Source organism: Carboxylicivirga fragile (genome assembly GCF_050589805.1).
Lineage (GTDB): Bacteria > Bacteroidota > Bacteroidia > Bacteroidales > Marinilabiliaceae > Carboxylicivirga > Carboxylicivirga fragile.
Genome location: NZ_JBNGOY010000032.1, coordinates 35,137 through 59,255, shown reverse-complemented (window position 1 = coordinate 59,255; position 24,119 = coordinate 35,137). Strand labels below are relative to the sequence as shown.

20 protein-coding genes are annotated in these 24,119 nt (G+C 39.2%); 18 read left to right on the top strand and 2 right to left on the bottom strand.

Translation table 11 applies throughout. The features are described 5' to 3' along the window. The first annotated feature begins 65 nt into the window (after positions 1-65). The 18 genes from ACRD7B_RS14685 (at position 66) to ACRD7B_RS14600 (ending at position 21,692) form a co-directional block, all read left to right on the top strand. The gene (locus ACRD7B_RS14685; protein WP_430825330.1) at positions 66-1,925 is read left to right on the top strand and encodes a DNA topoisomerase IV subunit B; all 1,860 of its coding nucleotides are present in this window, start codon (positions 66-68) and stop codon (positions 1,923-1,925) included. Between the two features lie 14 nt (positions 1,926-1,939). Then, positions 1,940-4,573, top strand: coding sequence for a DNA gyrase/topoisomerase IV subunit A (locus ACRD7B_RS14680; RefSeq protein WP_430825329.1), 2,634 nt, complete (start codon positions 1,940-1,942; stop codon positions 4,571-4,573). 8 nt (positions 4,574-4,581) lie between these two features. Beyond that, positions 4,582-5,109 carry a shikimate kinase gene (locus ACRD7B_RS14675; RefSeq protein WP_430825328.1) on the top strand — a complete coding sequence of 176 codons (528 nt, stop codon included), beginning with the start codon at positions 4,582-4,584 and terminating at the stop codon, positions 5,107-5,109. Positions 5,110-5,170: 61 nt separating this feature from the next. After that, positions 5,171-5,599, top strand: coding sequence for a hypothetical protein (locus ACRD7B_RS14670; protein ID WP_430825327.1), 429 nt, complete (start codon positions 5,171-5,173; stop codon positions 5,597-5,599). A 163-nt stretch (positions 5,600-5,762) separates the two neighbouring features. Further along, complete coding sequence (gene hemA, locus ACRD7B_RS14665) at positions 5,763-7,028, top strand: glutamyl-tRNA reductase (RefSeq protein ID WP_430825326.1); 1,266 nt, start codon at positions 5,763-5,765, stop codon at positions 7,026-7,028. A gap of 47 nt (positions 7,029-7,075) precedes the next feature. After that, entirely contained in the window at positions 7,076-8,005 is a 930-nt protein-coding gene (gene hemC / locus ACRD7B_RS14660; RefSeq protein ID WP_430825324.1) for a hydroxymethylbilane synthase, read from the top strand. A gap of 10 nt (positions 8,006-8,015) precedes the next feature. Then, positions 8,016-8,768 (top strand): uroporphyrinogen-III synthase, encoded by a 753-nt coding sequence (locus ACRD7B_RS14655; RefSeq protein WP_430825323.1) that lies wholly within the window; start codon positions 8,016-8,018, stop codon positions 8,766-8,768. A 17-nt stretch (positions 8,769-8,785) separates the two neighbouring features. Continuing rightward, positions 8,786-9,766 (top strand): porphobilinogen synthase, encoded by a 981-nt coding sequence (gene hemB / locus ACRD7B_RS14650; RefSeq protein ID WP_430825322.1) that lies wholly within the window; start codon positions 8,786-8,788, stop codon positions 9,764-9,766. A 100-nt stretch (positions 9,767-9,866) separates the two neighbouring features. Beyond that, positions 9,867-11,159 (top strand): glutamate-1-semialdehyde 2,1-aminomutase, encoded by a 1,293-nt coding sequence (gene hemL, locus ACRD7B_RS14645; protein ID WP_430825320.1) that lies wholly within the window; start codon positions 9,867-9,869, stop codon positions 11,157-11,159. 77 nt (positions 11,160-11,236) lie between these two features. Next, the gene (hemE, locus tag ACRD7B_RS14640) at positions 11,237-12,271 is read left to right on the top strand and encodes a uroporphyrinogen decarboxylase (RefSeq protein WP_430825319.1); all 1,035 of its coding nucleotides are present in this window, start codon (positions 11,237-11,239) and stop codon (positions 12,269-12,271) included. A gap of 126 nt (positions 12,272-12,397) precedes the next feature. Next, positions 12,398-13,780 (top strand): oxygen-independent coproporphyrinogen III oxidase, encoded by a 1,383-nt coding sequence (gene hemN, locus ACRD7B_RS14635; RefSeq protein WP_430825318.1) that lies wholly within the window; start codon positions 12,398-12,400, stop codon positions 13,778-13,780. 152 nt (positions 13,781-13,932) lie between these two features. Then, positions 13,933-15,171: a porin family protein gene (locus tag ACRD7B_RS14630; RefSeq protein ID WP_430825317.1), complete on the top strand. Its 1,239-nt coding sequence runs from the start codon at positions 13,933-13,935 to the stop codon at positions 15,169-15,171. A gap of 287 nt (positions 15,172-15,458) precedes the next feature. Beyond that, complete coding sequence (locus tag ACRD7B_RS14625; RefSeq protein WP_430825316.1) at positions 15,459-16,781, top strand: hypothetical protein; 1,323 nt, start codon at positions 15,459-15,461, stop codon at positions 16,779-16,781. A 152-nt stretch (positions 16,782-16,933) separates the two neighbouring features. Then, positions 16,934-17,851: a ferrochelatase gene (gene hemH / locus ACRD7B_RS14620; RefSeq protein WP_430825315.1), complete on the top strand. Its 918-nt coding sequence runs from the start codon at positions 16,934-16,936 to the stop codon at positions 17,849-17,851. Then, on the top strand, positions 17,844-19,214 hold the full coding sequence (hemG, locus tag ACRD7B_RS14615) for a protoporphyrinogen oxidase (protein ID WP_430825314.1): 1,371 nt from the start codon (positions 17,844-17,846) through the stop codon (positions 19,212-19,214). The genes hemH and hemG overlap by 8 nt, the downstream gene beginning before the upstream one ends. Further along, on the top strand, positions 19,211-19,654 hold the full coding sequence (locus ACRD7B_RS14610; RefSeq protein WP_430825313.1) for a hypothetical protein: 444 nt from the start codon (positions 19,211-19,213) through the stop codon (positions 19,652-19,654). Before hemG ends, ACRD7B_RS14610 begins: the two co-directional genes overlap by 4 nt. 46 nt (positions 19,655-19,700) lie before the next feature. Beyond that, positions 19,701-20,378 (top strand): response regulator transcription factor, encoded by a 678-nt coding sequence (locus ACRD7B_RS14605; protein WP_430825312.1) that lies wholly within the window; start codon positions 19,701-19,703, stop codon positions 20,376-20,378. Between the two features lie 48 nt (positions 20,379-20,426). After that, on the top strand, positions 20,427-21,692 hold the full coding sequence (locus ACRD7B_RS14600; protein ID WP_430825311.1) for a sensor histidine kinase: 1,266 nt from the start codon (positions 20,427-20,429) through the stop codon (positions 21,690-21,692). 52 nt (positions 21,693-21,744) lie between these two features. Here ACRD7B_RS14600 and ACRD7B_RS14595 read toward each other — a convergent pair whose 3' ends face one another. Both ACRD7B_RS14595 and ACRD7B_RS14590 read right to left on the bottom strand, forming a co-directional pair. After that, positions 21,745-22,440 carry an inorganic pyrophosphatase gene (locus ACRD7B_RS14595; protein WP_430825310.1) on the bottom strand — a complete coding sequence of 232 codons (696 nt, stop codon included), beginning with the start codon at positions 22,438-22,440 and terminating at the stop codon, positions 21,745-21,747. A 132-nt stretch (positions 22,441-22,572) separates the two neighbouring features. Further along, positions 22,573-24,111 carry a YifB family Mg chelatase-like AAA ATPase gene (locus ACRD7B_RS14590; protein WP_430825309.1) on the bottom strand — a complete coding sequence of 513 codons (1,539 nt, stop codon included), beginning with the start codon at positions 24,109-24,111 and terminating at the stop codon, positions 22,573-22,575. Between the last annotated feature and the right edge of the window lie 8 nt (positions 24,112-24,119).

Below are 24,119 nucleotides of genomic sequence, written 5' to 3'. Positions count from 1 at the left end.
TATTTGGATGTTTTTGCTGAAGCAAGAGCTTTCATTTTTCCATAATAATATAGGAGTAATTGAGTATGCAGGGTAGTCAAAACACACAGAACTATTCAGAAGATGCGATTAGGACGCTTGACTGGAAGGAACATATCCGGAAGCGACCTGGTATGTATATTGGTAAGTTGGGCGATGGTACATTTGCTGACGATGGTATTTATGTCTTACTGAAAGAGGTAATGGATAATTCCATTGATGAGTTCATGATGGGTAACGGAAAAAAAATTGAAGTTACTGTTCAAGATGGACGTGTGAGTGTGCGAGATTATGGCCGAGGCATACCGCTTGGAAAAGTGATTGATGTAGCTTCGAAAATGAATACCGGAGCCAAGTATGATTCTAAAGCTTTTAAGAAATCTGTTGGTTTAAATGGAGTCGGTATCAAGGCGGTTAATGCCCTAAGTACCGAGTTTAATGTATATGCCTACCGAGAAGGTCAGAGCAAACGCGTTGAGTTTTGTCGTGGAGAGGTGCTTACCGATCATGGTATAGAAGAATCTGGTGAAAAGAACGGAACATACATTGAGTTTGCTCCGGATGTTACCATTTTCGAAAACTTCAAGTATCGCGAAGAATACATTGAAACACTGCTTCGAAACTATACTTATTTAAATAAGGGTTTATCCATTGTATTTAATGGAAAAACTTTTCAAAGTAAGAATGGATTACTTGACCTTCTGAACGAGAATATGGATACGGAAGGTTTATATCCGATTATTCACCTCGAAGATGAAGACATAGAGATTGCCATAACACACGGTAATCAATATGGCGAAGAGTATTACTCATTTGTTAACGGCCAGCATACAACTCAAGGAGGTACGCATCTGGTCGCTTTTCGTGAGGCTTATGTGAAAACCATTCGTGATTTCTACAACAAGAGCTTTGATGTTTCTGATATTCGAAGTGGTGTAATTGCTGCTATAAGCATTAAGGTTGAGGAACCTGTTTTTGAATCGCAGACAAAAACAAAATTAGGTTCGAAAGATGTTGGCCCCAAAGGTCCATCTGTTCGTAATTTCATACTTGATTTTGTAACCGAACATTTAGACAATTTCTTACATAGAAATGCTGAATCGGCTGAGATTTTGAATCGCAAAATTTTGGATTCGGAACGTGAGCGAAAAGCTATTTCAGGTATCAAGAAATTAGCTCGAGAGAGAGCTAAAAAAGTGAGCCTCCATAATAAAAAACTACGCGATTGCCGTATTCATTATACCGATATTAAGAAGGATGAAAATAGCGATAGTTCTATTTTTATTACTGAGGGAGATTCGGCTAGTGGATCTATCACCAAGGCACGAAATGTTAATTCCCAGGCAGTATTTAGTTTGAAGGGTAAACCCTTAAATAGTTTTGGTTTATCGCGCAAGGTGGTATACGAAAATGAAGAGTTTAACTTGCTTCAGGCAGCCTTAAATATTGAAGACGGTTTGGATACGCTTCGTTACAACCATGTGATTATTGCCACCGATGCCGATGTGGATGGTATGCATATTCGCTTGTTGCTCCTGACTTTCTTCTTGCAGTTCTTCCCTGAGTTGGTGAAGAATGGTCATGTGTATATTCTCCAAACACCACTTTTCAGAGTGCGTAACAAGAAAAAAACCTTCTATTGCTATTCTGACGAGGAAAAGCATACAGCTATTAAAAAGTGTGGAGCGAAACCTGAGATCACCCGATTTAAGGGACTTGGAGAGATTTCACCAGATGAGTTTAAGCACTTTATTGGTAAAGATATTCGCTTAGAGCCGGTGCGTATGAAAAAAGATGTGACGGTGAAGGAATTGCTGGAGTTTTATATGGGTAAGAATACGCCCGACAGACAAAACTTTATTATCGATAATTTGGTAGTAGAGGAAGATTTGGTAAATGAAGATTAAATTGTTTAGGTAGAATGAGTTTGGACGACACAAATAATACTGACCTACCCGAAGAACTTAATTCGGAGTCATCAGAAATTAAACCAAAAGAACAACATGTTTGGGATAATAGCGAATCAACCATTAGCCATTTGCCTGGTATGTACCGCGAGTGGTTTCTTGATTATGCTTCCTATGTAATCCTTGAACGTGCAGTGCCACATGTCAATGATGGACTAAAGCCGGTGCAGCGACGTATCCTGCATTCAATGCGCCGCATGGATGATGGGCGTTACAATAAGGTGGCCAACATTATTGGTAATACCATGCAGTTTCATCCACATGGTGATGCTTCTATTGGAGATGCCTTGGTAGCACTAGGGCAGAAGGATTTATTGATAGATTGTCAGGGAAACTGGGGTAACGTTTTCACAGGCGATGGAGCTGCTGCGCCTCGTTATATTGAGGCACGTTTGACCAAGTTTGCTCAGGAGGTTGTATTTAATCCTAAAACAACCAATTGGAAGTTGAGTTACGATGGTCGTAATAACGAACCGGTGACTTTGCCAGTAAAATTCCCACTGCTCCTAACGCAAGGAGTAGAAGGTATCGCGGTAGGTTTAGCATCGAAACTTTTGCCTCATAATTTCAATGAACTAATTGACGCATCTATTAATATCTTGAAGGATCAACCCTTTGAGATATTGCCCGATTTCCACACAGGCGGAATGATGGATGCATCTCGCTATAACGATGGATTAAGAGGTGGAGCTGTTAAAGTTCGTGCTAAAATCACGAAGGTTGATAGTAAATCTCTTATTATATCAGATATTCCTTTTGGTAAGAATACGACTTCACTTATTGAGTCGATTCTTAAAGCAAATGATAAGGGAAAAATTAAGATTAAGAAGATAGATGATAATACGGCTGAGAATGTCGAGATCATGATTTATCTTCCGACTGGAGCATCGCCTGATAAAACCATAGATGCCTTATATGCTTTCACTGATTGTGAAGTATCGATTTCGCCCAATGCCTGTGTTATTCGCGATAATAAACCGCATTTCATTGGAGTTTCTACCATTCTTCGTGAGAACACTGATAATACTGTTAAGTTACTAACAAGTGAGCTCGAAATACGCAGAAATGAATTAGAAGAGATGTGGCACAAATCTTCATTGGAGCGTATTTTCATTGAAGAGGGCATGTACAAGGAGAAAGGTTATGAAGATGCTGGCAGCAAAGAAACCGCTGTGAAGTTCTTAGATAAATGTTTTGATCCATTCAAACCAAAGTTTCGTCGCGAGATAACTTTGGATGACATTGAGACATTGCTTGAAACAAGAATGGGTCGCATTCTGAAATTTAATGTGCAAAAAGCTGAGGAGTACATCGTTACTTTGGAAGAGGAGATGGAGCAAATAGATTATCATTTGGCCAATATTATTCCGTACTCAATTGATTATTATAAACGCATCAAGAAGCAATTTGGAAAGAACTTCCCTCGTAAAACTGAGATTAGAAGTTTCGCTAGTATCGAGGCATCTAAAGTGGTGGTGAAGAATGAGAAGTTATACATCAATCGTGAGGATGGATTTATCGGCACTTCCTTGCGTAAGGATGAGTATGTTTGTGATTGCTCCGACATTGATGATGCCATTATTTTCTATAAAGACGGTAAATATTTAATTACAAAGGTCACTGACAAGGCTTTTGTTGGTAAAAATATTATGCACATTACTATCTTTAAGAAAAACGATAAGCGGACGATTTACAATGCCGTATATCGTGATGGAAAAGCTGGTAATGTGTACATGAAACGATTTGCAGTTACCGGCATAACACGTGATAAAGAGTATCACATCACCAAAGAAACACCTGGTTCGAAACTGATGTACTTCAGCGCCAATCCTAATGGCGAGTCAGAAATTCTGAAAGTTGTATTACGACCAAAAGCCCGCATTCGAAATCTTATTTTCGATGTTAATATGGGAGATCTCGCTATTAAAGGTCGAGGAGCAATGGGTAACATCTTAACCAAGTATGAGGTAAAAACCATCGCACTCAAGAAAAAAGGAGAGTCAACCTTAGGTGGTCGTAAAATATGGTTCGAGCACGAAACATTACGTTTAAATGCGGATGGGCGTGGACAATTTTTAGGCGAGTTCCATGGTGGAGATCAGGTTTTAGTTATTACAAAGGATGGCAAGTACAATCTAACCACTTATGATTTAAGCAATCATTTTGAGGATAATATACTCATCATTGAGAAGTTCAAAAACGACATTGTTTGGTCGGCGGTTTACTTCGATGCTGATCAGGATTTCTACTACATAAAACGTTTCCAGTTTGAGAATTCAAATAAGCAGCAATCCTTTATTGGAGATAATGCCAAGTCGCGTTTGGTGAAAATAATGCACGTTGATTATCCACGCTTGGAAGTGAAATTTGGTGGTGATGATAAGTTGCGTGAGAAGCTAATTGTTGAGGTGGCTGAATTTATTGGCGTTAAAAGCTGGAAAGCCAAAGGCAAGCGTTTAACGACTTACCAGATTTCAAAAATACATGAGCTGGAGCCGATCATAAAAGATGAGCCGATGCCAGAAAATGAATCATCTGAAACTGGTGAAGAGGAGGATGATGATAAGAATCAAATGTCGTTGTTTTAAGATCTGGAATGAAAGAGATAAAACGGATTTTTTTAGTCGGCTTCATGGGCAGTGGCAAGTCTACGCTCGGAAGGCGACTAAGAACAGAAATGGGATGGGATTTTCTGGATCTCGACGATGTTTTTGAGGAGAAATTTAAGGTTAAAATCAAACAGTATTTTAGTGTTCATGGCGAAGATGCCTTTCGTATAGCGGAGAAAGAGGTGTTGAAAGATGTGCTTGATAAGGAGCGTGTGATTATTGCAACAGGCGGTGGCACACCTTGCTTTTTCGACAATATGGACGTGATGAACAACAATGGTTTGAGTATTTACCTAAAGCTGTCTGTTGATGTTCTCATCGGCCGATTGAGTGGAGGTAAACAAGTTAGACCATTGGTGGCTGGTAAATCAGGTCAAGAGTTACGCGATTTTATCTGTGCCAAATTACAGGAGCGCGAATTTTTCTACAATAAAGCACAAGTTGTTGCAGATGCCGAAGTCTTGGGAGTTGAGGCATTTGTGCAAATTATTGAAGCCTCTGGAAAGTTGATTTAGAGTTTTACCACTTGCACCTAACTATTATTTATCTGAACTTGCTATAAACTAAAGTAGGTGCATGTTTAAATCAACGCAAATAGGATGGGCTGTTATTTTTATTGTCTTAGCTCTCATGTCAGTTTTAGCCTTTACGGTTAATCCATTGGCCATAAAAATATCGGGACTGATTTGTGTGATTATTATTGTACTGTGTTATAAATTAACCATAACGATTGATAAGCAATGGATACGTTTTTCAATGGGCATTGGTTTAATCAATGGAAAGTATAACATGCAAAATGTGCTTGATTGCAAAGCTGTTGAATATTTGCCACTGGGTTGGGGAGTTCGTTTTAGGCCAGGTAAAATCATATATAATGTTTCGGGTAATAAAGCCCTTGAGCTGACTATAAAAGATAAGAATATGAAAGTCTGGATTGGCACTGACGATCCGGAAACTTTAGTTCGAATCATTCGGGAAATTAAACGCAAGCAACGACCTATTTGATTTAAAAGCCCTGCGATTTAATGCAGATTTGATCAAAATAACAACTGTATTTTAAACTTTTTTCACATTTACAGAATTGCTACAGATTTCAGTTTTACTTTTGAGTAATATGTTGCCGAAATGGCTATAGTTACTTGAAAAAAAGAAAAACTGAATTGATTATATGGTTGGTTTAATTGGCATAAGTCACCAAACAGCACTACTCGAAATAAGGGAGCAGTTGGTTATCTCAAAAGAAGAGATACCAGGCCTTTATGAATATTTGAATCGTCAATGCGACATTACAGGTATTCTTGCCCTTAGCACATGTAATCGTACCGAATTATATTTTGAGGCAGACAGTGCCTTAATTCAAGACTCAGCAGATTTTATTAAAGAGGTAACTGCAGCATATATTGCCTATTTTAAAAAGCCAGAAACTGTAAAACAATATTTGTACACGCATACTGGTATCAATTGTGCACGTCACTTATTTAGAGTAACTACTGGTTTAGATTCAATGATATTGGGTGAATACCAGATCGTTTCACAAATTAAAGAAGCTTTTTCATACGTGGATAATACGGCCATGGTAGGTCCTGAGTTAACACGCATGGTGCACAAGGCTTTTGAAGCAGGTAAAGAAGTACGCACACGTACATCAATAAATAAAGGCGCCGTTTCGGTAAGTTCAGCTGCTGTTGAATTAGCCAGCAAAAAGTTAGGTTGCCTTTCAAACATTACTGCATTAACAGTTGGTAGTGGCGAAACAGGAACCATAGTGGCGCTTAACTTATCTAAAAAAGGTTGTGTGAACAACTGGGTAACTAATCGTACGCAAGGTAAAGCAGAGCAACTGGCTGATCGTATTAACGGGAAAGTTGTTGATTTTGATAATTTCTCATCATCGCTTAAGGATGTAGATGTTATTACCTTTACAACGGGTTCGCAGCGGGTCTTGTTTGATCAGGCAATGGCACAGGCAGTAATGAATTTACGCCAGAATAAGCCGTTGATGGTGCTTGACTTGTCGAATCCACGGAATGTGGAATCCACTGTTGGTGATATCGAAGGTATTACGGTTTTTGACCTTGATCATCTGGAAGAAGTGGTTAAAGCTAACTTCGAAAAGCGTAAAGGTAAGTTGGTTGAGGCGGAAGCGATAATTGATGAGGTACTTGAAGAATTTGAAGATTGGTTGAATGTACGTCGCATGAGCTCGGCCATCAGTTCAATTACATCTACCTTTAAAAGCATAAGTGCTAACGAAGCACGCAATTATAAAAAAGTAAAGGACGATGATGGTGCCCGTAAGATTTCGGAATATGGCGATCACCTTAGTTCTAAATTTACCCGAATGATCATCAAGCAGATTCGGGATGTAACCAACGAGGGGCGCGACCCCGAGAAGGTTAAAATGATTGAAGAATTTTTTAATTTCAGCTCTTAAATACTACAACGGATGGGTCAGCGCCCATCCGTTTTGCAATTAGACTTATGACAAAATCTACCATACGAATAGGAACCCGCGGAAGCAGACTCGCCTTATATCAAGCCAACCTGGTTAAATCACTATTAGAAAAAGCTTTTATCAATATCAAGTTTGAGTTGGTAATTATATCAACCAAAGGTGATAAGATATTAGATGTAGCCTTATCTAAGATTGGCGACAAGGGTTTATTTACCAAGGAGCTTGAAGTGGCATTATTTGCCGATGAAGTAGATTTGTGTGTGCATAGTTTAAAGGATATGCCAACGGTGTTTCCTGAAGGAACTCAGTTAGGAGCAATTCTAAAAAGAGCAGAGTTCAAAGATGCCTGGGTTAGTAAGGATGGATTGGCATTGAAAGATATGGATGAAAGCCATAAGGTAGCAACATCGAGTTTACGTCGAATTGCTCAGGTACATCGAATCAATCCTAAAGTACAGGTTGTAGATATTAGAGGTAATGTTGATACGCGTTTGAAAAAGATGCACGGTGGTCATTGCGATGCTATGGTTATGGCTGGTGCTGGTCTTATTCGCTTAGAGTATGATAAAGAAATAACATCTTTGTTTGAGCCGGATGAATTAATCCCAGCATGTGGACAAGGCGCTATTGCTATTGAGATACGTGAAAATGATAAGGAAGTAGCTGATGTTGTTAAAGCGCTTCATTGCGAAAATACCTATCAGGAAATTACTGCAGAACGAAGTTTCTTAAACGAATTAGAAGGTGGCTGCCAAATACCCATTGGAGCCTATGCAACCATTAAGGATGGTGACCTTGAGTTAGTAGGCCTGGTTGCACTTCCCGATGGTTCGAAAGAATTAAGAGCAACAGAAAAAGGAAAATCCATTGATGCTGAAAAAATTGGTCGTAAATTAGGGCAGCAGATTATTAAACTTGGCGGCAATGAAATTTTGTCGCAAGTAAGAAACCTTTAATACCAATTGTATGGATCCTTATTCGCGCGAAACAGCTGTTGTATTAACCCACCCAATGGGGCAAGATGACCTTTTGTACAATGGATTAATGCAAGAAGGGGTTGAAGTGATTTGCGATCCAATGATTGATACGGCTCAAGTGCCCTTATCTCAAGATGATTTATCAACCATCTATCAAAGCCGACGTATAATTTTCACTAGTAAGCGAGGTGTTGAATATTTCCTTAATCAAGTCAAGCCAGCCGATATTTTAGATAAAAATTTCATCTGTATCGGTAAGAAAACAGCTCAAATAGTTGAGAAAAATGGTTTAAAAGTTTGGTGGGTATCGCAGGGAAGAACAGCTTCTGACTTAGTTGATGAATTGCAACAAACCAGAGTTTTACCTGGCGAAAAATGGGTTGGACTGCTTGGAGAACTGGCAGAAAACACCTTGGAGGATGGATTGAAGAATATCTGCAATTATCAACGCTACAACGTCTATAAAACCATCATTGCAGATAAACGAAAGGAAGATACCGAAGCATTATTGAAAGCGGGTCGCCCAATGTTGGTGGTGTGTACAAGCCCTTCGTGTTTCAATGGATTTATGGATGTATATGGTGAGTTAATGCATGACGAAGTTGGTTTTGCATCCATCGGGCCGGCTACCACCAAGAGCATGCGCAAAAGAGAAGTTACTCCTGCGGTTATTGCGCGTCTATCGACTTACGAAGGATTGTGGCAGGAAATGAAATTACAGTTAAAACCCAATTATAGATAACTAAATAAACATAGATTATGGCTTTCCCAGAAACTCGCCTAAGAAGATTAAGATATAATAAAGTATTGCGTAACATGGTTACCGAAACGCATCTACGTGTTGAAGACCTAGTGTATCCATTGTTTGTATGCCCAGGAACTAAAGTGAAAAAACCGATTAGTTCAATGCCGGGTAATTACCAAATGTCGGTTGATGTATTGGTTGAAGCATGTAAATTGGCCGTTTCAAAGGGCGTTAAAAGTGTATTACTTTTTGGTATTCCTGAATCGAAAGATGAGCATGGTCACGTAGCTTGTCAAGCAGATGGAATCGTTCAGAAAGCCATTCGTGCCATTAAGGCTGAGATTGAAGATATCATGATTGTGGCAGACGTTTGTAATTGTGAGTACACTACGCACGGTCATTGCGGAACCATTATCGATGGTGATGTGGATAACGATTCTACTTTAAAAACATTGGCCGATCAGTCTGTTTCATTAGCAGAAGCTGGTGCCGATATCATTGCACCAAGTGATATGATGGACGGTCGTGTGTTGCGCATTCGTGAAGCATTGGATTTAGCTGGATTCGAAAAGATTCCAATCATGTCGTATGCGGCTAAGTATGCATCTGGTTTTTATGGCCCATTCCGCGAAGCAGCTGAGAGTGCACCACAATTTGGCGATAGAAGTACCTACCAAATGAATCCTGCTAATTCTGACGAAGCCATGCGCGAGATTGCCTCTGATATTGAAGAGGGAGCCGACATCGTTATGGTGAAACCAGCCTTGAGTTATCTGGATATTATCTATCGTACCAAGAGTGAGTTCGAGATGCCTACTGCTGCTTACAATGTTAGTGGTGAGTTTAGTATGGTGAAAGCTGCTGGTGAAAAGGACTGGATTGATGAACAACGTGTGATGATGGAAGTGCTACTATCGATAAAACGTGCTGGTGCCGATATTATCATTACCTATCATGCACTTGATGCAGCGGATATTTTAAATGGACAAAAATAAATAAGCTCCTGGCTATTAGCTACTAGTTGATAGCCTTTTCTTAGACATCATGCAAATCATCTTGATTCTATTTGTCTAATAATCTATTATCTAAAGAAACATGAATAACAATAATAGCAAACAAGCTTTTCAGGCAGCGCAGCAAGCCATTCCTGGAGGCGTAAATTCACCTGTACGTGCCTTTAAAAGTGTGGGCATTGATCCTATTTTCGTTAAGAAAGCAAAGGGAACAACCATTTGGGATATCGATGATAATGAGTATACCGACTTTGTGGCCTCATGGGGGCCGCTCATTTTAGGGCATGCTCACGATGATGTTTTGGAAGCAGTTGCCAAGGCAGCAGCCAATGGTACGAGTTATGGCGCGCCAACTTTGATTGAAACAGAAATGGCTGAGCAGATCGTGAAGATGGTGCCTTCTGTCGAAAAAGTACGCATGGTGAATTCAGGTACAGAAGCAACCATGAGTGCGGTTCGTCTGGCACGTGGCTATACTAATCGTGAGTTGATTATTAAATTCGCAGGTTGTTATCACGGGCATGGCGATAGCTTTTTAATTAAAGCGGGATCTGGCGCAATAACGCTTGGTCTACCTGATAGCCCAGGTGTAACAAAGAGTACAGCAAAGGATACTTTAACGGCCGATTACAATGATCTTGATTCAGTTCGTAAGTTGTTTGCTGAGAATAAAGATCAGATAGCTGCGCTTATTGTTGAGCCAGTTGCTGGAAATATGGGTGTTGTGCCACCAGCAGAAGGTTTCTTACAAGGCTTGCGCGATATCACCAAAGAAAACGGAGCCTTGCTAATTTTTGATGAGGTAATTACTGGTTTCCGCTTGGCGAAAGGTGGAGCTCAGGAACATTTTGGTGTAATGCCTGATTTAACCACCCTTGGTAAAATTATTGGTGGTGGCTTACCTGTTGGTGCTTATGGCGGCAGTGCTGAAATTATGGATATGCTGGCCCCTCTTGGTCCGGTTTATCAGGCAGGAACCTTATCGGGAAATCCGTTGGCAATGGCAGCTGGTTTAACAGCATTGAAAAAGCTGGACGAGACACCAAACGCCTACGAAGAGCTAGAAAAGAAAGCGGCATTTGTTGAAGCAGGGTTTAAACTAAATGCCAAAGAACTTGGTTTAAATGTAGTATTGAATCGAGTTGGTTCAATGATGACAGCCTTCTTCACAAAAGAGGCAAAAGTAAGTTCGTTTGATGAAGCTATGAGTTCAGATACGGATAAGTATGCTACTTACTTTAAGGCAGCTGTTGAGAATGGTTTATACATTGCACCATCGCAATTCGAATGTTTATTCATCTCCATGGCTCACACCGAAGAGGATTTGGAGAAGTTGATTAAAGGAAACAGAAAAGCTTTAGAGGCAACAAAATAATAATAGTGCCCGGTACCTAGTGCACTGTGCCAATTGTGGCATATTGCACTGTGCACTGCGCACCAAGCACTAAGACTATGAATAACATTTTTCTAGATACAATACAAGGTAAAAAAACGGAGCGTCCACCAGTTTGGTTTATGCGTCAGGCAGGGCGTGTATTACCCAACTATCAAGCATTGAAGGCTAAATACACCTTCTCTGAATTGATGGACGATCCTAAATTAGCTGCTGAGGTAACACTCATGCCTATTTACGATTTGGGTGTTGATGCAGCCATTCTTTTTTCTGATATATTGGTAGTGCCAGAGGCCTTGGGTATGTCGTTGAAGTTTACCGATGCTGGTCCTGTTTTTGGAGCGCCATTACATACCTACGACGATCCCGCCAAACAATTGGTGAAGGACATGTCGAAGTTGGATCATGTTTATGCCAACATTGATAAGATTCTTGAAACACGTCCGGAAGGTAAGCCTTTGATTGGTTTCTGCGGTGGATTGTTGACCACCTTCTGTTTCATGTTTCGCGATAATGTGCGTGATATAACCTTTAAGAATGCAACGGAGTTTTTGTATAAGGATCGTAAGACAAGTCAGAAAATTATTGATGCTCTTACAGAGGTATCCATTGAATACGCTTTGAAGCAAGCTGATCATGGTGTGGAAGCCTTTCAGTTATTCGAAACTTATGGTGGTTTATTACCTGAAGAGTTATATCTGGAAATGTTTTTACCGGCATCTAAGAAGATATTAAATGCAGTGCGCGAGAAAGGTGTTCCTACTATTTATTTCCCTAAGGATTTAGGTAATGGCATCAAGGCCATTGATAAAGAAGTGGCTGATTTTGTTGGTATCGATTGGCGCATGTCGCTAAAACACGCACGTTCAATTGTTGATCCTGAAGTTGGCTTACAAGGAAACCTTGACCCACGTTTATTATATGCCGATCAGGCAACCATTGAGGCAGAACTAAACAAGACTTACCTGCCATTTGGTCGCGATAATCAAAAATGGATTTTCAATTTAGGCCACGGTATCTTACCAGACCTTCCGGTTGAAAACGTGAAGTTTGTAATTGATTGGGTAAAATCAGTTGATTGGGGAAGAAAATAAAAAGCTGATCGCTATTGGCTAATAGCTGCTAGCTTTTTGTTACGTATTGCTTTTGTATTAATGCTTTAAAACGGTCTTGATACTCCCCCGATAATTATCGGGGTCTCACTACTTGATACTTTATAGATGAAACTAGAATTTGATAGAAACCTACTGGAAAAATACAATATAGCAGGTCCACGATACACCAGTTATCCACCTGCCACATTTTTTCATGAGGCGTATGGCAATGAGAATTACAAGGAGAGTGTGATTCTATCAAATGACGAAAAACCCGAGAATGTATCGGTATATGTGCACATCCCATTTTGTCCACAGTTATGTACTTTTTGTGGATGCACCACCTATACGGGTATGGGGCATAATGTAATTGAAAAGTACGTTGAGACACTCATCAAGGAGATTAAGCTCGTATCGAAAGATGTATCGAAGGAGCGTAAACTGACGCAGGTGCATTGGGGCGGTGGAACGCCCAATGCTATTTCAGCCGATCTTATTCGCAAAGTAACGGATACCATTAAGGCTAATTTTAATTTTGCCGATGACTATGAGATGGCCATGGAGTGTAGTCCTGCCTATCTCGACTTCAAAATGGTGGATCAGCTGCGCGATATGGGATTCAATCGTATCAGCCTTGGTATACAGGATTTTAAAAAGGAAGTATTGGAGGCCATCAATCGTAAGCCTGCGAAAGTGCCGGTTAACGAAATGGTGACTTACCTACGAAAGGTTGGTTTCAAAGGCATTAACCTTGATTTGGTTTATGGTTTGCCTTATCAAACAAAAGAGAGTTTTAAAGCTTCTGTAGCACTAGCTTTGGAGGCTAAGCCAGATCGCTTGGTAACTTTTTCGTATGCGCATGTACCAAGTGTGATGACAAGGCAGAAAGCGCTCGAAAAACATGGCTTGCCAGGAGCTGATGAGAAGATAACGATGTTGGAAGATGCCTATAATATGGCAGTAGAGGCTGGTTATGTACCTATTGGTATGGATCATTTCTCGAAGCCCGACGATGAGTTTGCCATTGCTTTGGAAGAAAAGAAGCTACACCGTAATTTCCAGGGTTACTGTACCCGCGAAACTACCGGGCAAGTTTATGGTTTTGGTACTTCAAGCATCTCTCAGTTGTTTAATGCCTATAGTCAAAACGAAAAAACCATTAAAGCTTACATGGAGCGTGTTGAGGCTGATGGTCGTGCTGTTGTGCGTGGCTATCGCTTAAGCCAGAATGAGCAGATTGTTCGTCAGGTTATTAATGAGTTGATGTGTAATTATTATGCCGACTTTAAGCAGATAGCAGCTGATTTTTCAGTAGAGCTTGATGAGGTCTATAAAGCCGTTGAATACGATGTGCTCAAAGTACAATCTTTCATCGATGATGACTTATTACAAATTGAGAATGATATTTTCACAGTACATGGTCAGGGACGATTCGTAATACGTAACATCGCCATGGCTTTTGATCCTGCTTTGAAGAAAGGCAAAGGGCAGTATTCGAAGACAGTGTAATCTCTGGTCTGTAGATATGTAAGAGACGGTTCTTATGGTTTGACCATTTGAACCGTTTCTTTTTTAATTGAAAATTACAATTGAGTTTTATTAAAAATTTTGTTGCAAATAATTATATTTGCTAGTGAGTAAACTAAACCTTAATTGTTATTATGAAGAATCTAAGAAGCCACTTCTTGGTAGGCATTTTTCTTGCCATGCCCTTGCTTTTATCAGCACAATTAAATTATCAAAGCGGTTATATTATTACCAACGATAGCGATACTATTGAAGGATTAGTCCATTATGGTAATTGGGACAAAAATCCAGAAGTAGTAGCTTTCAGAAAAAATGAGTCAGCAGAACTGGAAAAATATAGACCAAGTGATATCCTTGGTTTTTCGGTTAGCAATGAACATTATGTAAGTGCATTAGTCGATTCAGAAAATTCAAGTAGAAATACAAATAGCCTTGATGATGACCCTAATCTGCATTTGAAACGAGATTCAGCATTTCTGTTGTACTTAATCAAAGGAGAAAAGAGTTTATTGTCTTTTAAAAACTCTTATGGGAATGAAAATTTTTATACTCGTGGTAAAGATGGATATGACCTATTGGTGTATAAACGATACATGCAAAAATCAACTGAAACACAGAATCAATATAGTATTGTTGAAAATGAAACTTTCAAAGGGCAAATTATTTTATATCTGAAGGATAGTGAAGATATAAGGAGTACTGCTTATAAGTGCAGATATACAAAGCAAAGTTTGCAAGGTGTTTTTAAGGATTATTATAAAAGTACAGGTAAAACCTATCAAAAAGAATTAAGTAAAGAAAAAAGTAAAATCGAGTTTGGTGTTCTAGCTGGTGTTTCAAGTACTCGGCTTATATTTTCATCTGGTGTGGAGCATGATTTTGGTTTATCGCAAGATGTAGTATTTGGTGGTTCATTCGAATTTTATTTGCCCAGAAAATTAAATCGACTCTCTATAAACAATGAGTTAATGTATACACAATTCTCATATCAGGAACAATATGAGGAGACAATAGGATTTCAGACGGCAACTTCTGACGTAAAATTGGGATATAGCTATTTGAAGCTTAATAATATGTTTCGATACAGATACCCTTTCAAGCAAGTTGCATTTTTTGTTAATATAGGTATTTCTAATGCATGGGTTTTAAGTGAAGAAAATGAGTTGATAGAAACATCTTATGGGAATACTAGAAATGGTAAAGTTATAAATGATACGCGAAAATACGAGCAGTGTATCAATTTTGGTATGGGTATCAGGTATAAGAAATTCTCTCTTGAAGGTCGCTATGAGTTAGGTAATGGCATGTCGGCCTACACTGGCCTTAAAACAACAACAAAACGAAATTATCTTTTTTTAGCTTATGCATTTTAAGCTGCCGAAGATGGAAGATACATTGCGTAGTCATGTCCCGCGGGCTTGCATTAATGAATGTCGCACATTAAGGTGATGTGAAATATAGTATCAATCTTGGCTTTATACAATAGGTAATAAATGTGTTTTTCACAGTGAAACATGGGTAGGTGACGTAATTGAAACAATGAATATATTGTGACTCATAAGAGTGTAATTCATATCTGTTTACTATCTTTATATCTGCGCACATTATCATCGCAATGAGATGTAAAGGCTGCATTAAACCAAACATAACCCAGGCTCCAATGAGTGAAAACAAAAATCTACTTAAACAATTACTCGACAGATTACAGGAAGATTCGTGGCAATTAGAATTATTAGTTTCGGGCTTTACCATATTCGGATTATTTTATGCCCTCGATCCTGTGGCAGACGCCTTTCAAAAAGCAGCGTATGAAGGCAATATACTTAAGGATGTTTATCAGGCCGTGTATGTAGCCATCTTAATTTTAATATTCAATTTAATTGTACATGTTATTTTACGTAGTCTTTGGATTGGCGCATTGGGCTTGCGCTATTTATCGGGTGAGGTTGATATTAGTAAACTAAATTATAGCGAGCGTTTTACCAAGTACCTGAACAAAAGGGTTGGCTCGTTCGATAGCTATATCGAAAAACTCGAAAAGCTTTGCAGCATCATTTTCGCCATCTCCTTTTTACTTATCTTCTATGTATTAGCAACAATTATTATACAATATTTAATAAACTTTGTTGGACCGCTCGGCTCCGATGCCAATTCAATATTTTTACGAACGCTTCATATTAGCTGTTTGATTTTTATACTTGTAGGTACAGTTCTTACCTTTTTTGATTATATCACTCAAGGACTTCTTAAGAGGAATAAATGGGTGGCTGCCGTGTATTTCCCTTTTTATTGGGTGTTCAGTTATTTAACCCTATCATTTTTATACCGACCGCTTTATTATAACCTCATCGATAATAAATTTGGAAGAAGAACAAGTTTTCTCTTATTGCCTATTTATCTTTCTATTTTATTTGTTAGTGGTTTATACAAAGAGCAATCAGGCTTTATCACTTACGCGTCGGTAACATCGAATGACATTAGAGCTAACAGCCGAAATTACGAAGATTTAGTAGAAAAAAACGATCTGATTATTTCAGGATTTACTGTACAATCTAAGGTAATTACCGATCCTTATATAAGAATAAGAATACCTCTCTCGAACACCCTTGAAGAGCGTATTTTGAAATTTAATGAAAGCCTAAGGCCAAATCAGGATAAGAACCTCTATAAATCTGGTATGGATATTAATGGCAAAAGCATAGAGTCTACTTTTAAAGGTGACATAGATAGTTTACATCTGCAATTCTTGACAACATTTCAAGAATTAATTCATATTAAAATTGATTCGTTACGGTACAAACCAGATTTCATTATTGCGAAAGAGAATAATGGTATGAACCTTAGCATTGGTTTTGAAACATATATAGGAACAAATAATTTGGAAGAAGGGAAACATACACTTGTCTATTCAAGATATAAACATTCGGATACCGATTCTATTGTTACCATTAAAGAAATCCCTTTTTGGTATTATAAAGATTAGAGTTTATCTCTTTAAGATTTAAACACTCAAACCCTGTTTTAAATCAAGTTTTACCCATTTAATACACTTTGCTCAAAAGCTAATTCAACCATTCTGACTATATTGTTGTTTCTTATGCAAATAAGAAGCAACAATTAGACACGTCCAGTTTTATGAAGGGAGTATTACTAGTAAATATGGGAGGTCCGCAGTCTCTGGAGGAGATGCAGGTCTTTTTGAAAAATATGTTCAGCGATAAATACATCTTGCCATTGCCTTGGGGACTACGCCAGTTTGTAGCTAAGATGATCGCTAAAAAGCGCCATCTAAAGTCGTGGGAGAAGTACCAGCTGATCGGAGGAACACCAATAATAAAACACACTGAGGCAACAGGCAAGGCACTTCAGGAAGCAGCCGAAATGCCTGTTTACACCGCTTATTCGTACACAGCACCATTTATTGCTGATGTGATGAAAAAGATGAATGCCGATGGTGTGGATGATATCAATGTACTGACCATGTATCCCCAAGCGAGCGATACTACCACTACATCCGTTTTTGTGGATGTTACCAAGGCAGCTAAGAAACTAAGCGGCTTAACCATTCGTAAAATTTGTGATTACAGTGTACACCCTTCCTTCCTCGATTATTGGAAGACTTTAATAGAAGAACATATTGCAGCAGCAGGCGTGGATGATCCACTTCTTCTGTTTACAGCGCATGCCATCCCAATTTATGGGGTTAAGCGAGGCGATAAATATCCGGATACAGTGCGACATATGTCGAAACGCCTAGCTGACATGATGGATCGTCGCTACGATGTGGCTTTTCAATCACGTGTGGGACCTGTTAAATGGGTTGGTCCCGATACGGATGATCATTTGGAGGAGTTGGTGGCTGCCGGGGAGCGTAATGTGGTAATGATTCCCGTTAGTTTCACGACTGAATGTTTAGAGACCTATTATGATTTAAATATTAAATTGGTCGACATATATAAAAAGGATGAACGTATGCATCACATCTCTCGTGTGGAAATTCCTCAGGCGCATCCTCTTTTTATCGAAACACTTAAACGTGTATTAAATGAGTAATAAGCATTATCCGCATATAATTTTGGGTGCTGGCGTGACTGGCTTAAGCTTGGCGCATCATCTCAATAAGAAAGGGCTTTCGTTCAAGGTAATTGAAAAAGCTAAACGTCATGGAGGTGTTGTACATACCAAAAGTGAAAAAGGTTTTGTGTATGAGTCTGGGCCAAACTCGGGCATTGTTTCGCACCCGGAGGTGGTTGCCCTATTTGACGAACTGGGCGATGCCATAAAGGTTGAGAAGGGCAATGATTTGGTAAAAGTACGTTATGTGCTGAAGAATGGTGAATGGCACGCTTTGCCGTCGAGCATGAAGTTGGCGGTTACCACACCCTTATTCACCTTTAAAGATAAGCTAAGAGTACTAGGTGAACCTTTCCGTAAGAAAGGAAATAATCCGGATGAGTCCTTGGCTGATTTGGTGAAACGTCGTCTGGGAAATAGTTTCTTGGATTATGCCATCGATCCATTCATATTAGGCATATACGCTGGCGATCCTGCCATGTTAATTCCGCGTCATGCCTTGCCTAAGCTGTATAACTTGGAGCAGAACTATGGCAGTTTCATAAAGGGTGCTATCAAGAAACGTAAGGAACCAAAAACAGAGTTAGAGCAACGTACCGATCGTGCGGTGTTTTCTTTTGAAGGTGGATTAAGCCAATTGACAGATGCCTTATTAAAAAGTGCAGGCAAGGATAATTTCACCTTTGGTGCAGAAGAGTTAAGTGTGTCGTACAATGATGGACTTTATACCGTAAGTTATACGCTTGATGGAGAAAAACAGGTGGTAACATGTGATAAACTTATTACAACTTTTGGCTCCACTGGCTTTAAAGAAGCTTTGCCCTTCATTAGTGAAGAGGAAATGACTCACCTCACAAATCTGAAATATGCACGCGTGGTTGAAGTGGCTCTTGGTTTCAATAAATGGAACGGGCGTGCTTTGGATGGTTTTGGTGGATTAATCCCTCATAAAGAGAAACGTGATCTATTGGGCGTATTGTTTATGTCATCCTTATTCAAAGAAAGAGCTCCTGAAGGCGGCGCTTTGTTATCTGTTTTTATGGGTGGTATTCGCAACGAAGCCCTTTGCGATTTAGATGATGAGCAATTAATGAAGGTCTTGGAATCGGAACTGAAAGACATCATGAAAATGGATGCCTTTAACCCATCCATGGTCGACATCATGCGCTACTCACATGCCATTCCGCAATATGCCATTAATTCAGGTGATCGTTTCGATGCCATCGAACGTGTTCAAAAAAAATACAATGGTTTATTCATTGCAGGTAATTTACGCGATGGCATAGGCATGGCCGATCGTATTAAACAGGCTACTTTATTGGCCGATAAATTAGTAGAATGAGGAATGCCATTCTGATTCTTCACATAGTTACGAGCATCTTGGCTTGTATTGTTACAATGGTTATTGTGACACGTGCCATTATTGGCTTGATTAAAAAGAAGTCTGTTTCGAAATTTGATGTGAGCATGCCTTTATGGACTACCGTTTTGCTCTATGTACAATTGGCTTTAGGCACCGCCTTGTTTATTTTTTATATGGTGGATTATGCCAATGGTGAAATTGATCTCTTAAAGAAATCAGCTTTACGAAGTCGTTTTTGGGCCGTTGAGCATTTTATATTAATGGTGTTTACTCTTGTTGTAAGTCATATTGGTTGGGTGTTTGCTAAAAATGGCAAGACGCCAAGCTTACTCTATAAGAAGAATCTTTTGTATTTTGGTATTGCATGTGCTATGATAATGGTGTCTATGGCCATGAATGTCATCAAACATGCTTTGTAAAAGGCTTTGATTATTTATATTTGATTGCGATAAATTTAATTTTTGTATGAAGATATTAGTTGTAGAAGACGAACCACAATTGGCTCAGAGTATCACTGCATTTTTAGAGTCGGAAGGTCATATCTGTGAAAGCGCCATTGATCTATCTCAGGCCCTTCACATGGTCGATAATATCTACGACATTATTATCCTTGATCTCAATCTGCCTGATGGAAATGGCCTTGAGGTAGTTAAAAAAGTAAAGGGGAAGGCTATGAATACGGGTGTCATCATAGTATCGGCACGCGATAGCCTGGATAATAAAATTGAGGGATTAGAGCTAGGAGCCGATGATTATCTGACCAAACCTTTTCAGATGGCCGAACTAAATGCCCGCTTGAAATCATTGGTACGACGGGTTCATTTTAAAGGTGAAGAGAAAATTGAGTTTAACGAACTCATGATTAGTCCAAGCGAATTGTTGGTGACAGTGAACAAACAAATTTTGGATCTTACCAAGAAGGAATTTGATCTACTAGTGTATTTCATCGCCAATAAAAACAGAGTATTGACAAAGACTGGTATTGGCGAACACATGTCGAAAGACTTTATGGATTATGGCTTTACCGATGACTTTATCTATACCCACATTAAAAACCTACGGAAGAAATTACTAAAAGCTGGTTGTGGCGATTACATCCGTAATGTGTATGGTGTGGGCTATAAGTTCACAGATGTTGATTAGAATTCTTGGTCTATAATCTACTAGTCTCAATTCTAATAATCTAAATCAATGAAACTACTAACTAAATCAGGTTTAAACTTTATATCGGCAAGTATCTTTTTCTTCTTGTTCGGAAGCCTGGGAGGTTATTATTTTATTCGTTATGCAGTTGATAAATTTCTAAACAATGAATTATTAGAAGCCAAGGCAAAAATTGAATTACTAGATTCGGATATGCCTGTTCAGTTGACTTATGCTGATGTAAGCATCGATACGTTGAGTTCTCCTATCGAATTTGAAGAAGCTTTCATAAACGATACAGTGATTCGAAATCCTCAAACGGGTAATTACGAGTTTTACCGAAAATTATGCTTCGATAAGGAAGTGCATGGTCAAACACTACGTTATTGTATTATTCGACCCTCGGCACCATCGGACCTAATGGTGATGAAATTCACTTTGATGTTGACCGTCTTTCCGGTATTGTTTTTTCTCATCCTTTATTTTGTCAACCGCGAGTCAACCAAATATTCGCTTTCCGTTTTTTACGATACCATTAAAAAGCTTCGGGCCTTTGATGTGAATAAGGATAATCGACTAGAATTGATGACATCGGATGTGGATGAGTTTGAACAACTCAATGAGGTGTTTAACTCCATGGGAGAAAAGATTAAGCAGGATTTTGAACGACTGAAAGAATACACCGAGAATACATCACATGAACTGCAAACACCTTTGGCCATTATTACATCAAAGTTAGATGAGCTATTGCAAGCCAGTAATCTGACCGAAGAGCAAATAAAAACGGTGGCTGGATTAATGGAAACTACCAATCGCTTGTCAAAGATAAATCAGGCTTTAATTTATTTGGCCAAGCTCGACAATCGCATGTTTGCTGAAGTAGAAGATATAAAGCTGATTAATCTAATTCGCGAGCAATTGGAATTGTTAGAACCTATGATTGAAGATAAGGCTTTAACACTTGAATTAACTTCGGGTGATAACTGTAACATCCGAATGAATCGTTCTTTGGCACATACCCTTATCCAAAACTTATTGAAGAATGCCATCCGTCACAACGTACCCGGAGGTTTTATTAAAATTGACTGCCAACAGCAAGGTTTGACAATTTGTAATAGTGGAGTGCAATTGTCTGGTTCGCCCGACGAATTATTTAAACGCTTTAAGAAGTCGGGGTCTCATCCACAATCACTCGGTATTGGCTTATCGGTAGTAAAACGTATTTGTGATATCTCAAATATCGATGTGTTGTATTCTTGTGAGGATGATATTCATTCATTTGAATTGAAGTTTCGGGAAAACAACGAGGCATAAAAAAATCCCCGACTCAAGTTCGAGGATTCATATTTACTAGTGAGATATTATTTTAATATGTCGAAAGAGCTTTTCTAAGACCTTCAAAGCGACTTTCATAATCTTGCATCGAAAGTTTAATGACTTCCTTGGCTTCTTCAGCATTATAAACATGGGTTATTTCCGATTCGTTACTCAAACCAGGCATGTCTTTGTAAGTCAAAAAGTAATGCTTCAATCTTTTAATCACCAATTCTGGTAAATCAGTAATGTCTTTGAATTCGCCATATACCATATCTCCTTTCAGAACTGAGATAATTTTATCATCAGCGGCATTGCCATCCAGCATTCTGAATCCACCAATGGGGATTGCTTTGGCAATAATATCACCATGAGGGATGTCTTTTTCTGTCAAGACCAATATATCCAATGGGTCGCCATCGCCGATAATGTCTTTCTTACCCGATTTTTCACCACAGTATTTACCAACCTTAACACCACAGTAGGTTTGAGGAATAAAACCATAAGGCGCAGGAACAACATTGGAATATTTCTGCGGACGATCGATACGTAGATAACCACTCACCTTATCAATCTCGTATTTAATGGTATCCGTTGGTACCACTTCAATAAATGTAGTAACAATATCAGGTAAGTCATCACCGATGTCAATTCCATGCCAAGGGTGAGATTTATAACGAAGGCCCATCAGTCGGCCAATTGGATCCATTAAGCTGTTTGTAGTCATTTCTTTTTTTCTTTTTTTCATATGAAGATTGAGTGCTTTTTTACCTTTTATCAACACGTACATCATTTCGTTTGCACACGATTTAAACAGCCTAGTAGATTGATTGTTTTGTGATTTTTGCCAATGCCGTATTTTTGGATACGAATGTCGGTTTTAAGCCCCCCAATTCGACCTATCAAGACTTCGGTATTGAACAGCCTCGGCTATGTGATGCGATTGAACAGTGTTTTCTCCTTCTAAATCACAAATGGTTCTTGATACTTTCAAGATACGATCATAGGCTCGAGCTGATAGATCTAGCTTTTCCATGGCCGTTTTTAATATCTGCATTCCTCCTTCGTCAGGTGTAGCAAATTTGGCTAACAAGCGAGAGCTCATTTGGGCGTTGCAATGAATGTTTGAGTCCTCACTATAGCGCTCATTCTGAATTTTACGCGCTCTGATAACACGTTCTCGCACAGCTAAACTATTCTCCGAGGGTGGAGCTTCTGCTAGCTTATTGAAAGGGACTGGCACTACTTCGATGTGTAGATCTATTCGATCCAGCAGTGGACCTGAAATTCGACTTAAGTATTTTTGCACTACACCCGGACTGCAAACACATTTCTTGTCGGGGTGATTAAAATAACCACATGGACATGGATTCATGCTAGCCACCATCATGAAGCTGGCAGGATAATCAACCGAAAAGCGAGCACGTGAAATATTAATCATACGGTCTTCCAATGGTTGACGCATTACCTCAAGTACCGTCCGCTTAAACTCGGGTAATTCATCCAAAAACAATACCCCATTGTGAGCCAGCGAAATTTCACCCGGCTGAGGAAAAGAACCACCGCCAATCAGGCCTGCGTCCGATATGGAATGGTGCGGCGAACGGAAAGGACGTTGAGTAATGAGTGCATTATTCGAATCTGTTTTCCCGGCAACAGAATGAATCTTGGTTGTTTCCAAAGCTTCATCCAGCGATAATGGCGGCAGTATGCTAGCCAGGCGTTTAGCCAACATTGATTTTCCAGCACCAGGAGGTCCTATCATTATCAGGTTGTGCCCACCTGCGGCAGCAATCTCCAACGAGCGTTTTACACTCTCCTGTCCCTTCACTTCGGAAAAATCAAAATCAACGGCTTGAATGCTCTTCTCAAATTCTTCCTCCGTGTCCAATTGTATTTTTTCTACTTGATCAGTTCCCTCTAAAAAACCAATTACTTGACTAATGTTTTCGAAACCATAAATGTCTAATCCTCCAACTACAGCAGCTTCCTTGGCATTTTGAATGGGCAGAATACAGCCCTTAAATCCTTCTTCCTTAGCTTTAATGGCCATGGGAAGTACGCCTTTCACTGGTTTCAAACTGCCATCCAATGAGAGTTCGCCCATGATGATATAATCACCAATGGATTGATCCGATATTTGCGTTGATGCAGCCAATATGCCTATGGCCAATGGAAGATCGTAAGATGAACCTTCTTTGCGAATATCTGCCGGCGCCATATTAATAACAATTTTATGGCCTGGCCATTTGTAATCACTAATCTTTAGAGCTGATTCTATGCGTTGCTGACTTTCTTTAACAGCGTTATCAGGCAGACCAACTAAGAAGAAGCGAATGCCTTTTGATACATTAACTTCCATTGTAATGGTGTAGGCATTCACGCCACTTACAGCTGATCCAAAGGTTTTTACAAGCATAACATGTG

Coding starts and splice junctions, on each gene's coding strand:
- ACRD7B_RS14685 (WP_430825330.1), top strand. CDS start 66: ATGCAGGGTAGTCAAAACACACAGAACTATTCAGAAGATGCGATTAGG.
- ACRD7B_RS14680 (WP_430825329.1), top strand. CDS start 1,940: ATGAGTTTGGACGACACAAATAATACTGACCTACCCGAAGAACTTAAT.
- ACRD7B_RS14675 (WP_430825328.1), top strand. CDS start 4,582: ATGAAAGAGATAAAACGGATTTTTTTAGTCGGCTTCATGGGCAGTGGC.
- ACRD7B_RS14670 (WP_430825327.1), top strand. CDS start 5,171: ATGTTTAAATCAACGCAAATAGGATGGGCTGTTATTTTTATTGTCTTA.
- hemA (WP_430825326.1), top strand. CDS start 5,763: ATGGTTGGTTTAATTGGCATAAGTCACCAAACAGCACTACTCGAAATA.
- hemC (WP_430825324.1), top strand. CDS start 7,076: ATGACAAAATCTACCATACGAATAGGAACCCGCGGAAGCAGACTCGCC.
- ACRD7B_RS14655 (WP_430825323.1), top strand. CDS start 8,016: ATGGATCCTTATTCGCGCGAAACAGCTGTTGTATTAACCCACCCAATG.
- hemB (WP_430825322.1), top strand. CDS start 8,786: ATGGCTTTCCCAGAAACTCGCCTAAGAAGATTAAGATATAATAAAGTA.
- hemL (WP_430825320.1), top strand. CDS start 9,867: ATGAATAACAATAATAGCAAACAAGCTTTTCAGGCAGCGCAGCAAGCC.
- hemE (WP_430825319.1), top strand. CDS start 11,237: ATGAATAACATTTTTCTAGATACAATACAAGGTAAAAAAACGGAGCGT.
- hemN (WP_430825318.1), top strand. CDS start 12,398: ATGAAACTAGAATTTGATAGAAACCTACTGGAAAAATACAATATAGCA.
- ACRD7B_RS14630 (WP_430825317.1), top strand. CDS start 13,933: ATGAAGAATCTAAGAAGCCACTTCTTGGTAGGCATTTTTCTTGCCATG.
- ACRD7B_RS14625 (WP_430825316.1), top strand. CDS start 15,459: ATGAGTGAAAACAAAAATCTACTTAAACAATTACTCGACAGATTACAG.
- hemH (WP_430825315.1), top strand. CDS start 16,934: ATGAAGGGAGTATTACTAGTAAATATGGGAGGTCCGCAGTCTCTGGAG.
- hemG (WP_430825314.1), top strand. CDS start 17,844: ATGAGTAATAAGCATTATCCGCATATAATTTTGGGTGCTGGCGTGACT.
- ACRD7B_RS14610 (WP_430825313.1), top strand. CDS start 19,211: ATGAGGAATGCCATTCTGATTCTTCACATAGTTACGAGCATCTTGGCT.
- ACRD7B_RS14605 (WP_430825312.1), top strand. CDS start 19,701: ATGAAGATATTAGTTGTAGAAGACGAACCACAATTGGCTCAGAGTATC.
- ACRD7B_RS14600 (WP_430825311.1), top strand. CDS start 20,427: ATGAAACTACTAACTAAATCAGGTTTAAACTTTATATCGGCAAGTATC.
- ACRD7B_RS14595 (WP_430825310.1), bottom strand. CDS start 22,440: ATGAAAAAAAGAAAAAAAGAAATGACTACAAACAGCTTAATGGATCCA.
- ACRD7B_RS14590 (WP_430825309.1), bottom strand. CDS start 24,111: ATGCTTGTAAAAACCTTTGGATCAGCTGTAAGTGGCGTGAATGCCTAC.